13 protein-coding genes are annotated in these 15,372 nt (G+C 54.8%); 4 read left to right on the forward strand and 9 right to left on the reverse strand.

Annotation, left to right across the window (positions count from 1 at the left end):
• Positions 1 to 184: 184 nt before the first annotated feature.
• Entirely contained in the window at positions 185 to 658 is a 474-nt protein-coding gene (locus RAC90_RS19730) for an Lrp/AsnC family transcriptional regulator (RefSeq protein ID WP_375124693.1), read from the reverse strand.
• Positions 659 to 778: 120 nt separating this feature from the next.
• Here RAC90_RS19730 and RAC90_RS19735 point away from each other — a divergent pair, with 120 nt between their 5' ends.
• Entirely contained in the window at positions 779 to 1,819 is a 1,041-nt protein-coding gene (locus RAC90_RS19735) for a zinc-dependent alcohol dehydrogenase family protein (RefSeq protein ID WP_058702295.1), read from the forward strand.
• A 222-nt stretch (positions 1,820 to 2,041) separates the two neighbouring features.
• Positions 2,042 to 3,337 (forward strand): MFS family transporter, encoded by a 1,296-nt coding sequence (locus tag RAC90_RS19740; protein WP_054633255.1) that lies wholly within the window; start codon positions 2,042 to 2,044, stop codon positions 3,335 to 3,337.
• Between the two features lie 41 nt (positions 3,338 to 3,378).
• Here the strand turns inward: RAC90_RS19740 and pssA are convergent, their stop codons facing one another.
• The 4 genes from pssA to trxC all read right to left on the reverse strand — a co-directional run bounded on the left by pssA (position 3,379) and on the right by trxC (position 8,832).
• Positions 3,379 to 4,734, reverse strand: coding sequence for a CDP-diacylglycerol--serine O-phosphatidyltransferase (pssA, locus tag RAC90_RS19745; protein WP_006120692.1), 1,356 nt, complete (start codon positions 4,732 to 4,734; stop codon positions 3,379 to 3,381).
• A 99-nt stretch (positions 4,735 to 4,833) separates the two neighbouring features.
• Positions 4,834 to 7,509: a bifunctional acetate--CoA ligase family protein/GNAT family N-acetyltransferase gene (locus tag RAC90_RS19750; RefSeq protein ID WP_164482513.1), complete on the reverse strand. Its 2,676-nt coding sequence runs from the start codon at positions 7,507 to 7,509 to the stop codon at positions 4,834 to 4,836.
• 140 nt (positions 7,510 to 7,649) lie between these two features.
• The gene (locus RAC90_RS19755) at positions 7,650 to 8,330 is read right to left on the reverse strand and encodes a tRNA-uridine aminocarboxypropyltransferase (protein WP_033739452.1); all 681 of its coding nucleotides are present in this window, start codon (positions 8,328 to 8,330) and stop codon (positions 7,650 to 7,652) included.
• An 82-nt stretch (positions 8,331 to 8,412) separates the two neighbouring features.
• The gene (gene trxC, locus RAC90_RS19760) at positions 8,413 to 8,832 is read right to left on the reverse strand and encodes a thioredoxin TrxC (protein ID WP_039340125.1); all 420 of its coding nucleotides are present in this window, start codon (positions 8,830 to 8,832) and stop codon (positions 8,413 to 8,415) included.
• Positions 8,833 to 8,992: 160 nt separating this feature from the next.
• Between trxC and RAC90_RS19765 the strand changes: the two genes are divergently transcribed.
• Positions 8,993 to 10,108 (forward strand): tRNA/rRNA methyltransferase, encoded by a 1,116-nt coding sequence (locus RAC90_RS19765; RefSeq protein WP_006120689.1) that lies wholly within the window; start codon positions 8,993 to 8,995, stop codon positions 10,106 to 10,108.
• Positions 10,109 to 10,174: 66 nt separating this feature from the next.
• On the opposite strand, the gene RAC90_RS19770 is transcribed toward RAC90_RS19765, so the two are convergent.
• Positions 10,175 to 10,567 carry a helix-turn-helix domain-containing protein gene (locus RAC90_RS19770; RefSeq protein WP_006120688.1) on the reverse strand — a complete coding sequence of 131 codons (393 nt, stop codon included), beginning with the start codon at positions 10,565 to 10,567 and terminating at the stop codon, positions 10,175 to 10,177.
• A 111-nt stretch (positions 10,568 to 10,678) separates the two neighbouring features.
• On the opposite strand from RAC90_RS19770, the gene RAC90_RS19775 reads away from it, so the two are divergent.
• Positions 10,679 to 11,728: an NAD(P)-dependent alcohol dehydrogenase gene (locus tag RAC90_RS19775; protein ID WP_375124694.1), complete on the forward strand. Its 1,050-nt coding sequence runs from the start codon at positions 10,679 to 10,681 to the stop codon at positions 11,726 to 11,728.
• 58 nt (positions 11,729 to 11,786) lie between these two features.
• Here RAC90_RS19775 and emrB read toward each other — a convergent pair whose 3' ends face one another.
• From emrB to mprA, 3 genes are all read right to left on the reverse strand, one after another.
• Entirely contained in the window at positions 11,787 to 13,322 is a 1,536-nt protein-coding gene (emrB, locus tag RAC90_RS19780) for a multidrug efflux MFS transporter permease subunit EmrB (RefSeq protein ID WP_039340119.1), read from the reverse strand.
• Between the two features lie 16 nt (positions 13,323 to 13,338).
• Positions 13,339 to 14,511, reverse strand: a complete 1,173-nt coding sequence (emrA, locus tag RAC90_RS19785) for a multidrug efflux MFS transporter periplasmic adaptor subunit EmrA (protein ID WP_375124695.1) — start codon at positions 14,509 to 14,511, stop codon at positions 13,339 to 13,341.
• 148 nt (positions 14,512 to 14,659) lie between these two features.
• Entirely contained in the window at positions 14,660 to 15,190 is a 531-nt protein-coding gene (gene mprA / locus RAC90_RS19790) for a transcriptional repressor MprA (protein ID WP_033739447.1), read from the reverse strand.
• Positions 15,191 to 15,372: the final 182 nt, after the last annotated feature.

The raw sequence follows: 15,372 nt of genomic DNA on the forward strand, positions 1-15,372 counted from the left end.
AAATCATGGTTCAGCAGCCAGCCGGGCAGAATCTTATAGCCGTTTAAAGCCTCTTGAGCCCGATATCCTGCGCTGCTGTTTGCACTGAACCGGTTGGCAAGACTCCTTCCATCGTCGCCTGGTACCGTTTCTTTGTATAAATTCTCCAGGCCCGCCATCCTGGGTCAGAAAGTAAACCGTACCCTCAGACCGGCAGGGGATGGCTTTTCTTCACTTCCCTGAGCGAAATCGAAGAATTAATGCTCAGGATCCCCGGTAGCCTGCGCAGTTCCTTTTCAATAAACAGGCTGTAATGATCTAAATCCCGCGCAACCACCTGCAAAAGGAAGTCGGCCTCGCCAGTGATATTGTGGCATGACAGGACATAAGGATTCGCATTGATCCGCTCTTCAAAGTCTCGTGTTGCCGCCTCACTGTGTTGGCTGCAGACCAGACGCACGAATGCCATCACGCCAAACCCCATCTTTCGACGATTCACTACCGCCTGATAACCTTCAATGAAGGCTTCGTCCTCAAGCCGCTTCAGGCGCCGCCATGTTGACGCCGGGCTCATATCCAAATCCTGAGACAGCTTAAGACTCGATATTCTGCCGTCCTTTTGCAGATAGCGCAGTAACGCCACATCTTTCTTATCAAGAATACTTACTGAAATATCCACTCAGCCTTATTATCGTTAATGAAAGATAATTTCATAAACCATGATCCGCCTGCAATACACGAAAAGTAATTTCACGGCCCGTCAGTATACTTTTAGTAAACCATACATGAGGGTTTACTGATGAAAGCGGTCATATACGAATCATTTCTGTCCCCGCCTGTCCTGAAAACGCTGCCGGATCCCACACCGGAACCCCATGGCGTTGTGATTCGGGTTAAAGCAACTGGGGTTTGCCGAAGCGACTGGCATGGCTGGGTCGGCCACGATCCTGATATCCCGTTACCCCACGTGCCGGGGCATGAATTCGCCGGCACGATTGAAGCGGTCGGCAGCGCGGTGACGAAATGGCGCCCGGGCGATAATGTCACCGTGCCCTTTGTCTCGGGATGCGGTTTATGCCATGAGTGCCATTCAGGCAATCAACAGGTCTGCGATCATCAGTTTCAGCCAGGCTTTACCCACTGGGGATCCTTCGCAGAATATGTCGCCATACAGCAGGCGGATCTGAACCTCATTGCTCTTCCGGATACGCTGAATTTCACCACTGCGGCCAGTCTGGGATGTCGCTTCATCACCTCTTTCAGGGCCGTTGTTGATCAGGGGAAAACGTCCGCGGGGCAGTGGCTTGCTGTGCACGGCTGTGGTGGCGTAGGACTTTCCGCCATCATGATTGCCAATGCACTTGGCGCCAATGTCATAGCGGTGGATATCTCGGATGAAAAGCTGCAACTGGCGCGTGAGCTGGGCGCTGTTGCCATCGTAAATGCCACGCAGGTCGCCGACGTAGCGGAAGCGGTCAGAGAGTTCACCCACGGCGGGGCGCACGTTTCAATCGATGCGCTGGGTCATACGGCAACCTGTGTCAACGCTATCAACTCGTTAAGAAAAAGAGGCAGGCACGTTCAGGTTGGCCTGATGGCAGGTGAACACAGCGCACCGCCCATTCCTATGGCGCGGGTCATTGCTAATGAACTGGAAATTATTGGCAGCCACGGCATGCAGGCCCATCGCTATGATGTGATGATGAACATGATTCATGCAGGAAAACTTTGTCCGGAAAAACTGATCGGCAGAACCATTAACCTGGAGCAATCCATAGAGGCGTTAATGAATATGGATAAGTTTGAATCGCCCGGTGTTACGGTGATCACTGCATTTTAACGGTCTCCCTGTGCGCATGTCAGTGCTTCCAGGATGTCATCGTGAGGCGCTGACGCAGCGTTATCGGTAAATGCCGCCTGATATATCACGCAATGATTTCAGTAAATTAGCAACACAGGTCACATTTTATAGGCTCGGGGCAACACCTCTTTCCGTTTTATTGCCGTCCATGCTTTACTCAACGCTTTAACGCTGCTTATCAGCAAGGAGCCGAGGCATAGCATGTCAGACATGAACAGCACTCCCCACACGCAGGCGATCGACAGAAAAAAACGTATCTGGGCCATCGTAGGCGCGTCCTCAGGTAATCTCGTCGAATGGTTCGACTTTTATGTGTACTCGTTTTTCTCACTCTACTTTGCCCATATTTTCTTCCCCCAGGGCGACACCACAACCCAACTGCTGCAGACCGCAGGCGTCTTTGCGGCGGGCTTCTTAATGCGGCCGATTGGCGGCTGGTTATTTGGCTACATTGGCGACCGCCACGGCCGCAAAAAATCCATGCTGATCTCGGTCTGCATGATGTGTTTCGGATCGCTGGTGATCGCCTGCCTGCCGGGCTACGAAAGTATTGGCATCGCCGCGCCCGCACTGCTTTTGCTGGCGCGTATGTTTCAGGGACTGTCAGTAGGCGGTGAATACGGCACAAGCGCCACCTATATGAGTGAAGTCGCGCTGGAAGGACGAAAAGGATTTTATGCCTCATTCCAGTATGTCACCTTAATCGGCGGCCAACTGGCTGCGGTACTGACGGTCGTGGTGCTGCAGTTTCTGTTAACCGATCATGAGCTACGAACCTGGGGCTGGCGTATCCCGTTCTTTTTAGGCGCCGCGCTGGCTGTCGTCGCGTTATGGCTGCGCCGCTCGCTGGATGAGACCTCGGATAAACAAACCCGTGAACACCGCGATGCGGGCAGTGTCATCGGTTTATTGCGAAATCATACTAAGCCGTTTCTGATGGTACTGGGCTTTACCGCGGGCGGATCGCTGAGTTTCTATACCTTTACCACCTATATGCAAAAGTACCTGGTCAATACGTCAGGCATGGATGCGAAAACGGCCAGCGGATTAATGACCGGCGCGTTACTGGTTTATATGCTGCTGCAGCCGATTATCGGTGGTTTGTCGGATAAAATCGGCCGCCGCACGTCCATGATGGTCTTTGGGGCTGGGGCCGCAATCTGTACTGTCCCCATTCTGACACTTTTGCAAAACGTTCAGAGTCCGGGCATGGCATTTATTCTGATTATGCTGGCGCTGCTGATCACCAGTTTTTACACCTCGATCAGTGGGATTTTAAAAGCAGAGATGTTTCCACCGCAGGTCAGGACGCTCGGTGTCGGGCTTTCCTATGCGGTGGCGAATGCCATTTTTGGTGGATCGGCAGAGTATGTTGCGTTGCTGATGAAACACCACAACATGGAAACCACGTTCTTCTGGTATGTTTCTGGGATGGGGGCACTGGCCTTCGTGGTATCGCTGTTGCTGCACCGGCAGGGTAAGGGCATGGCACTTTAATCGGTAAGTATGCCGCAGTCAGCCTGCGGCATGCTGAAACACTAGAGGATACGACTGATCAGGCGGTCAATACGGATACGACGCAGGCGTCGAATCAGTTTACGGACTTTAGCCGGGTAGTCAGCAATACTTTCCAGCTCACGGAAATGCTTAACCACAGTGGTATGTTGGCGAATCAGCATCAGTTCGTGCTGGCGCTGATCGGCCAGCTGCTGATGCGGATCGTGGATCAGTACCGCATTTTCCAGATCCAGCCGCCAGGCGCGCGGATTCAGGTTGTTGCCTGTAATAAGCTGCCATTCATCATCGACCCACATCCCTTTCAGGTGATAGCTGTTCTCACCCTCTTTCCATAAACGCACGATCAGCTGTCCGTTACTGACGTAATACTGCAGGCGACTCAAAAAGCGACGCAGATTAATTTCGTAGAGATAGGGCAGTGCACCGATGATCTTGAACGGCTCATCGGGTGCAATATAGAAGTCATTCGCCGTCTTATCACCCACAATGATCTCGACATCTTTGCCCTGACGTAACAGGGAAATGATATTGCGCACCAGCAAGGCGGGCAGGTTGAAATAAGGGGTGCAGATAGTGAGTTTTTTCTCTGCGCAGGGCATCAGATGGAAAATGGTCTTGTTCAGCAGGCTGTGTTTACCTAAGCCCACTAAAGGCGTTACGGCCAGCTCATCGTTGCCAGCGTTGCCTTCAAACTGATAGTTAAAACCGCGCAGGTCCTGACGAAACTGCCGGGTTTCGTTTTTAATTTCCGGGCTGGAAGGCCGCTCTGCATAGTCCAGACGATTCACCGCCTCCGCCTCTTTCAAATGGTGATTAATCCATTCGAACATGGTGTCAGCCAGGGCGGGGTTACGGATGAGCTGATAGCGGTCGTAGCGGTATTTATCATGCTGGTGCAGGTAGACGTCATTAATGCTGGCACCGCTGTAAAGCAGCATGTCATCAATAATGAAACCTTTAAGGTGCAGTACGCCCAGCGCTTCACGCGTATTCACCGGGATGCCGTACACCGGAATCACGCTGTCGGGATGTTGCTGGGCCATCTCACAATACCAGTCGGCGTTAGTGACGCCGCGCGCGGCACCAATGCGCCCGCGCTGGGCGCGGTGCCAGTCAACTAAAATACTGATATCCAGCTGTGGACGCGCGATTTTTGCCGCATAGAGTGCGTTCATGACGGCGCGGCCCGCATCGTCATTTTCCAGATAAAGGGCGACGATACAAATGCGCGATTGCGCTGACGCAATCTTTTCCAAAAGCGTCTCACGGAATTCGCCAGGCGAATAAAGCGTCGACACATCCGCAACAGATTGTGACAGTTTAGGCAGCTGTGCGAGGTGTTGTTGGTGTTTATTGCGCTTAAATTTAGACAACATCACAGTGCACTTCTTCTCGATTCATTGTATGGCCTTTTGCCACCAAATCAGGGTCATAACGCTAAATAATAACATCAACCCGGGCTGACCGGGCGATTTTTACTTTTCTGTACACGGTAAATTGACATTATCCTGTAACAAAAGCTTAAGGCTGACGATACCATCGTCCATCTGCACATCCACGTTAAAATTGAGTTTTTTCGCCAGCGTGACCATGCCACGGTTGCCCGGCATGGTGATGCCGTTCAGTTGTTGCAGGCCATGGGCGCGGGTGTAACGAATCATTTTTTCGAGTAACCGCCGCCCCATTCCCAGACCTTTCAGATCGGAACGTACCAGCACGGAGAACTCTGCATCAATGTTGTCGGCATCCGAAATGGCGCGGGTGACGCCGATGATCTCCGGCTGTCCCTGGTGCTGACGCACCGCGACGATCGCCATTTCCCGGTCATAGTCGATCTGCGTCATATTGGCCAGATCGTCATGTGTGAATTCGTTAATTTCGCTGAAATAGCGGTAGTAGAGATCTTCTTTGGTTACCTGACTGATGAAGTCACGCAGCAGCGGTTCATCTTCGGGTAAGATCGGGCGGAACAGGCAATGCTGACCATCTTTCAGTTCGACCTCCTCTTCCAGGTGCTGAGGATAAGGACGAATCGCCAGACGGGTTTCGCTGTCACCGTCAAAGGGGGCCAACGACAGGGTGACGTCCAGCAGCGTGAAATCACTGCCCGCCGCCAACAGCGGATGAATATCCAGGCGCGCTATTTCCGGGCAATCCACCACCAGGTTAGACACCTGTACCAGTAACTGGCTCAGCGCGGCAACATCAAGAGGGATGAGCGCACTGCGGCTGCGGATCTTACCGCCTTTGATCGCCTGTATGACCAGATAGCGCGCCAGCGTCATATTGAGCGGCGGCAACGCTACGGCAGCCTGTTTCTCAGCCTGCCATTCCACGCCACCTTCACCCAGCATGATGATCGGGCCAAACAGCGGATCCTGTTCCACGACGATGCGCAGCTCCTGTGCTCCGGCACGATTTGCCATGCTCTGCACGACCAGCCCTTCGATTCGGGCGCTGGGTAACGTCTGTTTTACGCGGTCAATAATGGCGTCTGCCGCGCGCCGCACTTCAGCAGCATTGCGCAGATACAGCATCACGCCCTGAACGTCGGATTTATGCGCCACGTCCGGGGAGCGCAGTTTTAGCGCAACCGGGTAACCGATTTGTTCGGCAATGGTGACCGCATCATCGCTGTCTTTCGCAATCCAGGTGGGCAGAGTGGCCAGTCCGTAGGCTTTGAGCACCGGCTGCACCTCATGCGTATCCAGCGATAACACACCCTGATTTAATGCCTGAGATAAGATCTGGTGCGCCTGCGCACTGTCCTGAGTCAGACTGGCCGGCAGCGCGGGGGTTTCCCGCAGTAACTTCTGATTACGCCGGTATTCCACCTGGTGCATAAAGGCAGTAACGGTACCTTCCGGCGTGCGCCAGGTAGGAATGCCCGCCTGCGTAAAAGCCCGGCGCGCCGCCTGAGAAGAGTATTCCCCGCACCAGTTCGTCAACAGCGTAAGCTGTTTACCGCGCGGATGTTGTTGCACCAGCTGAATAATTTTCTCTGCGGTTTCGGTGGCGGGGGCAACGGCACTGGGGGCATGAATCAGCATCAACGCATCTAAATCATGGCTGTCGAGCAGCACGCTAATACAGTCAAGATAACGCGCCGGTGTGGCATCGTCTTTTAAATCAAGCGGATTGCCATGTCCGACGCCCTCCGGCAGGACAGCATTGAGCTGCTGCACGGTCTCGTCGCTCAGCACGGCCAGCTTACCGTTGCGGGCATAGAGTTCATCCAGCGCCAGTGCGGCGGGCGCGGCACCATTGCTGACGATCATCAGGCGATGACCACGCGGCGGGCGCATATGGCTTAAGGATTCCACTGCGGTAAACAGCTCGTGGGTATCCTGTACCCGCAGTAACCCGGCGCGCTGAATGGCGGCATCCCAGGCGGCATCCAGACCACTGTGCGTTCCCAGCAACGCCTGTGCCTGACGGCTGCGCCCACTTTTGATGATCAGGATGGGCTTATTACGTGAGGCGCTTCGCGAAGCCGAGACAAAACGGCGTGCATCACTAAGATGTTCAAGATAAAGCAGAATCGCGCTGGTTTTGCCATCGCGGGCAAGAAAATCCAGCAGGTCATCCACGTCGGTATCCAAACTGTCTCCCAGCGCGATAAACCAGGAGAAGCCCAGGTTACGCTGCTGTGCCCAGTCGAGAATGGTATTAGAGACGGCGGATGACTGCGAAATAAACGCAATGCGGCCCTTAGCAATGGGTACGGGCGAAAAGCTGGCATTCAGTCCCTGCCACGGTGCCAGCAGGCCCAGACTGTTAGGGCCGAGCAGGCGGATCTGCCAGCGGCTGGCGCACTGTTTTAATTCGGGAAGCTGGCTGGTGGGCGCAGAAAGAATGATGCAGGCTTTACAGCCTTTCTCGCCAAGCTGCTGCAGCAGTTCCAGATTCCTTTTGTGATGGGTGCAAATGACCGCCAAATCCGGGGCGAAGGGCAGACTGTGAATATCAGGCCAGGCCAGCACGCCGCTGACGGCTTTGTATTTTGGCGTAACCGGCAACACCGGTCCGCTAAAGCCGCCGGCCAGCAGGTTGCGCATCATGAAATAGCCTGCGCGTCCCGGTTTGATCGAGGCGCCGATAACCGCAATGGATTTCGGCCTTAACAGCGCTTCCAGTCCGCGTTGACTCATCACGTACTCCATTCATCAGGATTTAGGTGATTGTAAACGTATTTGCCCCGTTTTACCGCCGGGCAGATCGCAGGCTGAAGAAGGGCGTACATCAGCGCGCCCGGGACACTATTCGTCACGCATGTACGTGACCGCTAACGTTATCGGTTCTGACCGGGATGGTGCGGTTTACCGGCCAGGTAAGCCTGGCGAAACTGCTCAAAATGCCGGGATAAAGCCTGCGCTGCGTCGCTGTCGCCCGCCTGTTGCAGTAATGCCGCTGCAATTTCTGCCGTACAGTGCTGGCCTTCGCCGTGTGCTTCACGCAGCGTGTAGCGGGAAGGGGACGTTACATTGAGCGACAGCACCGGGAAACGATCAAGCCAGGGGCTTTTGCGAAACATCTTCCGCGCCTCATTCCAGGTACCGTCCAGCATAATAAACAGCGGCGGTTTGCCCGACAGCGGCGGCGCGTGGAGAACCTCGCGACCGTCATCCGCATAGGAGGCAGGAAAAACCACCATCGGCTGATAAGCCCCATCGGCCACCGCCGCCAGTAACAGCGGATCGGGCTCCGTGCGTGACCAGCCAAAGGCCTGCGTATTTGGCAACACATCCGCAATCAACCGGCCGGTATTGCTTGGCTTCATCGGCTCGGTATCAAACATCACCAGGCAAAAGCGGCTCCGGGCGGACTGTGTAACGATGCTGTCGCACAGGCACTGTTTTTCCGGCAACAGACAGCCCTGACAGCGAAGCACACGATTTCCGCGGGCTAAAAAAGGACGCGTAGCACGGGCCAGACGTTGGCTGCGTAAACGTAAAACGGCGTTATCAGACATGATTCTTCAGGACAGGAAAAAGCGTAGTGTAATCGAAGCGTCGGACAAAAGGAAAAGGCCAGCAGATGCTGGCCTCAGGGACTTACAGGGATTCGTCGAGCCACTCATTAAAGGGGGCTTTCGGCATCGCGCCGTTCAGCACATCCACCATCTCGCCTTTTTTAAACACCATGATGGTCGGGATACTGCGAATGCGGAAACGGCTGCTCAGGGCGGGCTCGGCTTCGGTATTCACCTTCAGAAAGCGAACCTTACCGCTACGCTCCTGCGCGACGTCTTTATAAACGGGCGCAAAGTTGACACAAGGGCCGCACCAGGGTGCCCAAAAATCCACGACGACAGGCAGGTCATCCTGCAGATAGCTGTCCAGCGTGGCCGCAGTGGCGTTGATCACGTCACCCGAAAACAGGCTTTCGCCACAACGACCACATTTGGCACCATCGGCAAGCCGTTCTTCGGGAACGCGATTGGTTGCCTGACAAGACGTGCATACCGTATTCATAAAAAACCTCTGATAATGATGTAGAGCGCTTTGCTCAATATTGTCCATTATGAAAGGGTGATAAGATCCGCTCAATGTGGATTGCTCTATAGGTTCAATAGTTGATAGCTAAGCGCAGTCACATCAGGTAATCTTCGCGCTCTCAATGCAGGAGGAAGAAATGAACGACGAATTTAAAGGCAAAAGTGGTAAGGTCAAAGTCATGTATGTGCGTGGCGAAGATGAGCAAAGCGCGCGTGCGCCCAATCCTCGTACAGGCAAAGGTGGCCGTCCTGCTGCTCGCCGTGAAGACACTCGTCGTTCATCCGGCCCACGTACTGAGCGCAGTGAAGAAGGCGGACGTAGTACAGGTCGTCGCAGCGACAGCGCGCCACGCCGCAATGACAGTGCACCTCGCCGCAACGATCGCAGCAGCGATAACCGCGACGCTTACGGCAGCAGTGATTCGCCCTGGCGCACCGTTTCCCGTGCACCGGTCGATGAGCCCAAATCGGATAACCCGGGCATCAGCGGTAAAGGTGTCGTGGACGTAGAGCAGATCCGCCGCCAGCGCCTGGAAGAAACCCGGGTTTATGGCGAAAACGCCTGTCAGGCGCTGTTCCAGAGCCGTCCCGAAAGCATCGTGCGTGCCTGGTTTGTGCAGAGCGTTACGCCGCGTTTTCGCGATGCGCTGCGCTGGCTGGCAGCGAACCGTAAAGCCTACCACGTGGTAGATGACGCTGAGATCACCAAAGCCTCCGGCACCGAACACCATGGCGGTGTGTGCTTCCTGATTAAAAAGCGCATGGGCATGGATGTGGCCGCGTGGCTGGAGAAGGCCGAAAGCAAAGACTGCGTGCTGGCCCTTGAAGATGTCAGTAACCCACATAACCTTGGCGCTATCATGCGTAGCTGTGCACATTTCGGTGTGAAAGGGCTGCTGGTGAATGATGCCTCGTTGCTGGAATCCGGCGCGGCAGTTCGTACCGCGGAAGGCGGGGCGGAACACGTTCAGGCCATCAGCGGCACAACCTTTACGCAAGGCCTCGACGCGTTCCGTAAAGCGGGTTACACCATCGTAACCACATCCAGCCATCAGGGTACGCCGCTGTCTGAAGCCGAGCTGCCTGCCAAAATGGTCCTGGTGTTAGGGCAGGAACGTGAAGGCTTGTCCGACAGCACGTTCCAGCAGGGCGATATGAGCCTGTCAATTGGCGGCACCGGTAATGTGGAAAGTCTGAATGTGTCGGTCGCGACCGGTGTGCTGTTAGCCGAATGGTGGCGTCAGAACGCATAATCTGTGCGAGCAAAACGATGGCGCGGCCAATGCGCCATCATGCTCTATGCCGTTCGTTACCGCGCTTTACTCTCCCTCAGGCTTTGATCGCTGATAATGCGCATCCATCTCATCAAGTACCTGTTGATTCTCCAGTCCCCATTGATAAAGCTGTTCCACCGGTTCCGCAAAGGTTCTGCCCAGCGCCGTTAACTGATATTCCACTTTAGGCGGCACCACGTCATAAACATGGCGGGAAATTAATCCGCGTTGCTCCAGCTCTTTTAGCGTCTGAAACAACATCTTTTTCGATATTCCCTGCAGGCTTCGCTGCAGTTCCCCCGTGCGCGCGCGGCCACCAGGCCAGTGAAACAGCGCGTGCAGCACCATTGTGCTCCACTTCACCGAAAACAGATCCATCAGGCGGCGCGGTGGCGAATCCACATAAAAAACCAGTTTTCCGTCAACCCAGGCTGGCATAGTGTCCTTCCTTTCTATGGTCACCAAAGGGTGACTACTATCAATAATGAACCCATTTGAGTAGAGTTTGCCGCCTTCCGTTAAATAACGCCAGATACGATGAGAGGCACAATGAAAATCAATGCACTGATCGCCCACGATGCGACACAACCCCTGACGCCCGGCCAGATAGCGCTGCGTCCGCTTCAGCCCAGTGATGTAAAAATCGAAATTCTTTACTGTGGCGTTTGCCACTCCGATTTGCACATGGCCCGCAATGAGTGGGCGGTGAGCCACTATCCATTAGTACCCGGTCATGAAATTGTGGGCCGGGTGATTGAAACCGGCGGAAAGGCCAGCCGTTTTGCCCCCGGCGATCTTGTCGGTGTGGGCGTGATGGTAGATGCCTGCCGCACCTGTCGTTTTTGTCAGCAGCAGGAAGAGCAGTATTGCGAAGCCGGCTTCACCGCGACCTATAACGGCACAGATAAATATACCGGGGAGCGCACCCGGGGCGGTTATGCGGAACACGTTGTCGTCGATCAGGATTTTGTTGTATCGGTTCCTTCGCACTTGCCGCTGGCAGGCGTGGCCCCGCTATTGTGTGCGGGCGTCACTGTGTGGTCACCGCTCCGTCACTTTGATGTCAAAGCGGGCGACAAGGTTGGCGTCATTGGCCTGGGTGGGCTGGGGCACATGGCGGTAAAACTGGCGAGCGCACTGGGTGCGGACGTCACGCTGTTCACCACCTCTCCCGACAAAGCGGAAGATGCGCGCCGACTTGGTGCCCGTCATGTCGTGGTATCACGCCATGCAGCAGAGATGCAGGCCAGTCAGCAGTCGCTGGATCTGATCGTGGACTGCGTTGCCGCGCCTCACGATCTGGATCCCTATCTGGCCACGCTTAAAACCAATGGCCGTCTGGTGCTGATGGGCATTCCCGACAGCCCGCACGCCTCACCGGATATCACGCCTATGGTATTCCGCCGTTTAAGCATCAGCGGCTCTTCTATTGGCAGCATCAAAGAAACGCAGGACATGCTGGACTTCTGCGGTGAGAACAATATTACGGCTGACATTGAATTGATTCGCGGAGAGCAGACAGAAGAGGCATTTGCGCGGATGCTGAAAGGGGAGGTGAAATACCGGTTCGTGATTGATATAAAAGCGACGCGTTGGTAAGGACGTTCTGGCGTACCGGGCAGGTACGCCAGAACCGGCGAAGACAGTGCGGCAGCCGCTAGTGCGCGCCGCCGCCTCCGCCGCCTGCGCCGAACGGTGGACGGGCAAACCAGATCAGGACCAGCAAGACGAGGAACACGCCCGCCGAGGCCCAGAAAATCTCATTGGCAGAGATAATCAGCCCCTGATTGGTGATCTGCTGGGCGATGTAGGCCGATGCCTGCTGATGCGACATGCCCATCCCTTCAAGCTGGCTGTACATCTGCTGCGCATTGATGTTGTACGGCGTCACCGATTCGGTGAGGTTGCTGTGGTGCATTGCCTCACGATCCGTCCACATTGTCGTGGTAATGGAAGTGCCAATCGAGCCCGCCAGCGTACGCACAAAGTTAGACAGGCTGGATGCCGCGGCCATGCGCTCCGGTGGCAGACCGGAAAGCGTGATTGTCGTCAATGGCATAAAGAAGCAGGCCACCGCGAAGCCCTGAATAAACTGAGGCCAGGCGGAGGCCGCAAAGTCCATCTCGGGCTCAAAGGTGTAAGCTCGCCAGTAAAAACAAATGGCATACATAATGAAGCTAAACGTTACCAGTTGCCGCATGTCTATCTTATGCGAGAAACGCCCAATAATCGGCGACAGGATAACCGGGATAATCCCCACCGGTGCAGACGCCAGCCCGGCCCAGGTTGCGGTATAGCCGTAGACCTCCTGCAACAACTGCGGCAACAGGACAATCGAGCCAAAATAGAGCATGTAGGCCAGGCTAATCGACAAACAGCCTATGGTGAAATTACGCGATTTGAACAGCGACAGATCGACTATCGGATGCTCATCCGTCAACTCCCATATCAGCAACATTACGAGCGCCACCACGGCGACAATGGTCAGAACGATGATTTCCGTCGAACTAAACCAGTCCAGCTCTTTACCCCGATCCAGCATGACCTGCAGCGAACCGACTCCGACAATCAGCAGGACCAGGCCGACGGTATCGATCGGTCGAATCTGTGTCTGGGTTTCACGACCACGCAGGGTTTGCAGCGTCAGCATAATGACGACAACCCCGATAGGAACGTTGATAAAGAAGATCCAGCCCCAGTGGTAATTATCGCTGATCCAGCCGCCGAGGATCGGTCCACATATCGGGGCCACGATCACCGTCATCGCCCAGAGCGACAGGGCGATACTGCGCTTGGCCGGAGGATAGTTGTTCAGCAACAGGCTTTGCGACAGCGGAATCAACGGACCGGCCACGATCCCCTGAATGACGCGGAAGAAAATCAGCATCTCCAGGCTTTCTGACATACCGCAGGCCCAGGAGGCCAGCGCAAACAAGATAGTGGACCAGGTAAAGAGTTTGACTTCACCGATGCGCCTGGCGAGCCAGCCGGTAATCGGAATCGAGATAGCATTGGCCACCCCGAATGAGGTGATGACCCAGGTTCCCTGGGAGTTGGACGCCCCCAGGTTACCGGCAATCGTCGGAATCGCAACGTTCGCAATGGTAGAGTCCAGAACCTGCATGAACGTCGCCAGCGATAACGCAATGGTCATTAAGACCAGCGGCATCCCTTTAAGCGGTGTTTGTGCCATTACAGCCTCCGGCTCATCATCCGGCGTTCGCGTGGACGATATCGGTGATCAGCGTATTAACCGGTGCCAGGTCAATGGCCAGAGCGTTAGTGCTGTAGGCTGCCTGCTGACGTACGCTGGTAGCCAGTACGCTACCGTCTTTATTGTCGGTATCAATTTTGACCAACGTTGACAGGCCAATACGCAGTGGATACTTCGCGACTTCGTCCTGGTTCAGCTCAATGCGCACTGGCAGGCGCTGAACGACTTTAATCCAGTTGCCCGTGGCGTTCTGTGCAGGTAACAGGGAAAACGCGCTGCCTGTGCCCATATCCAGCCCCACCACTTTGCCGTGATAGACCACATCATCGCCGTAGATATCGGCCACAACGGTGGCCGGTTGACCAATACGCACGCCTGCCAGTTGGGTTTCTTTGAAGTTTGCATCCACCCACAAATCCGTCGCCGGGACGACAGCCATCAGCGGGGTACTGGTGCTGATTTGCGATCCGACCTGGACGCTACGACGCGAGACATAACCGTCCATCGGGCTGCGAATGTCGGTACGTTGCAGTGCCAGCCAGGCGTCGCGCAGCTGCGCGGCGCTCTGTTTTACGGCAGGCTGGTTTTCCAGTGAGGTGTTCAGGATCATCGCCTGGTTGGCGTTGTATTGCTGAATTGCCACATCCAGCTCTGCTTTCGCGGAGGCCACGGCATCGCGCGCATGTTGCAGTTCTTCACGGCCAATCAGGTTGGACGCACCCAACGGTTCGCGGCGTTTCAGATCGGCCTGCGCCTGATCCAACGCCGTCTGACGGAGTGCAATGGTGGCCTGATACTGTTTCGCATTAATCATCTGTTGGTGCACCTGACGAACGCTGGTAGCCAGCTCCGTCTGCGCTTTTTCAAAGGCCTGCTGTGCGTCAGTTTTATCCAGCGACACCAGCACATCCCCTTTTTTGACATAGTCCGTATCGTCAAACCAGACTTTGTTCACGCTGCCTGACACCTGGGCCATGATCTGCACCTGATTACCCGCAACATAGGCATCATCCGTTTCCTGAAAATGACGCAACACTAAAAACCAGTATACGCCCCACGCAATGCCGAGCAGTACGACCACCAGCGCCAGTAAAATCAGTGCGCCTTTACGCTTTTTCTTTTTGTTGTTCACAGGCTGATGCGGGCTTTGCGCCTCTGATGCACTCATGTATTTCTCCACGTTTTCCACTATGTCGGCGAGGTCAAGTCCGTTTTCGCCTTCGCCCGAGCCAAAAAAGCCAGCGACTAAGCGCTGGCCGGATGAAAGAGGGTTAAAATAACGATTTCGTCAGGTGATTGTGTCGCAGATCTTGCTATTACCGTGATAACGAGGCAGACAGTTTGTCTTCTTCCATTTTATCCAGTCGGGTAAGCAACTTACGGGTGATGCTTTCGAGCTGCGACTTTTCGTCAGCGGTCAGAGCGGACCACAGATATTGCAGGCTCTGATGCTGCGGCGGCAGAACCTGCTGCAGGAAGGCATTACCTTTGTCGGTCAGATGCAGATGCAGACAGCGGCGATCCTGCGCACTTTCACGGCGCTCAATCCAGCCGCGTTTTTCCAGCTCATCAGCGATGCGCGTGGCGTTGGTACGTGATGAACCCAGCGCGGTGCTCAGTTCAGAAGGCTGAATGCTCTGATCTTCCTGCGCATCCAGGGTCAGCAATGCCATAAACAGGGTTTCATTGATGCCCTGTTCTTTCAGCATTTTATTACGATTATCCAGCAGCTTACCTTGCATATGCATGCAGAGTCGCGTCAGAAGAATCTCCTGGAAGGGGAAATCCGCATGACGATTGGCGCGGATGTTTAACATTTGCTCAATGGGAGTAAACGAACTTTCCATTAGAAAAAACCTCACTAATTTCAACTTTTATAGTAACCACGGCGACAGCATGACTGTTGAGTCACCGGACACAGAAGCGGTGTTCTCGGGCTGTTCCACTGTGGTGATTCAAGATCTGTCCTTGACCCCAGGGTGAAGGTGGTGCGCATTGATATCACAGGCGTTGGTCGTAGAGCGAAACG

Origin of the sequence: Pantoea sp. CS_6, from assembly GCF_041954745.1 — a bacterium.
GTDB lineage: Bacteria > Pseudomonadota > Gammaproteobacteria > Enterobacterales > Enterobacteriaceae > Pantoea > Pantoea stewartii.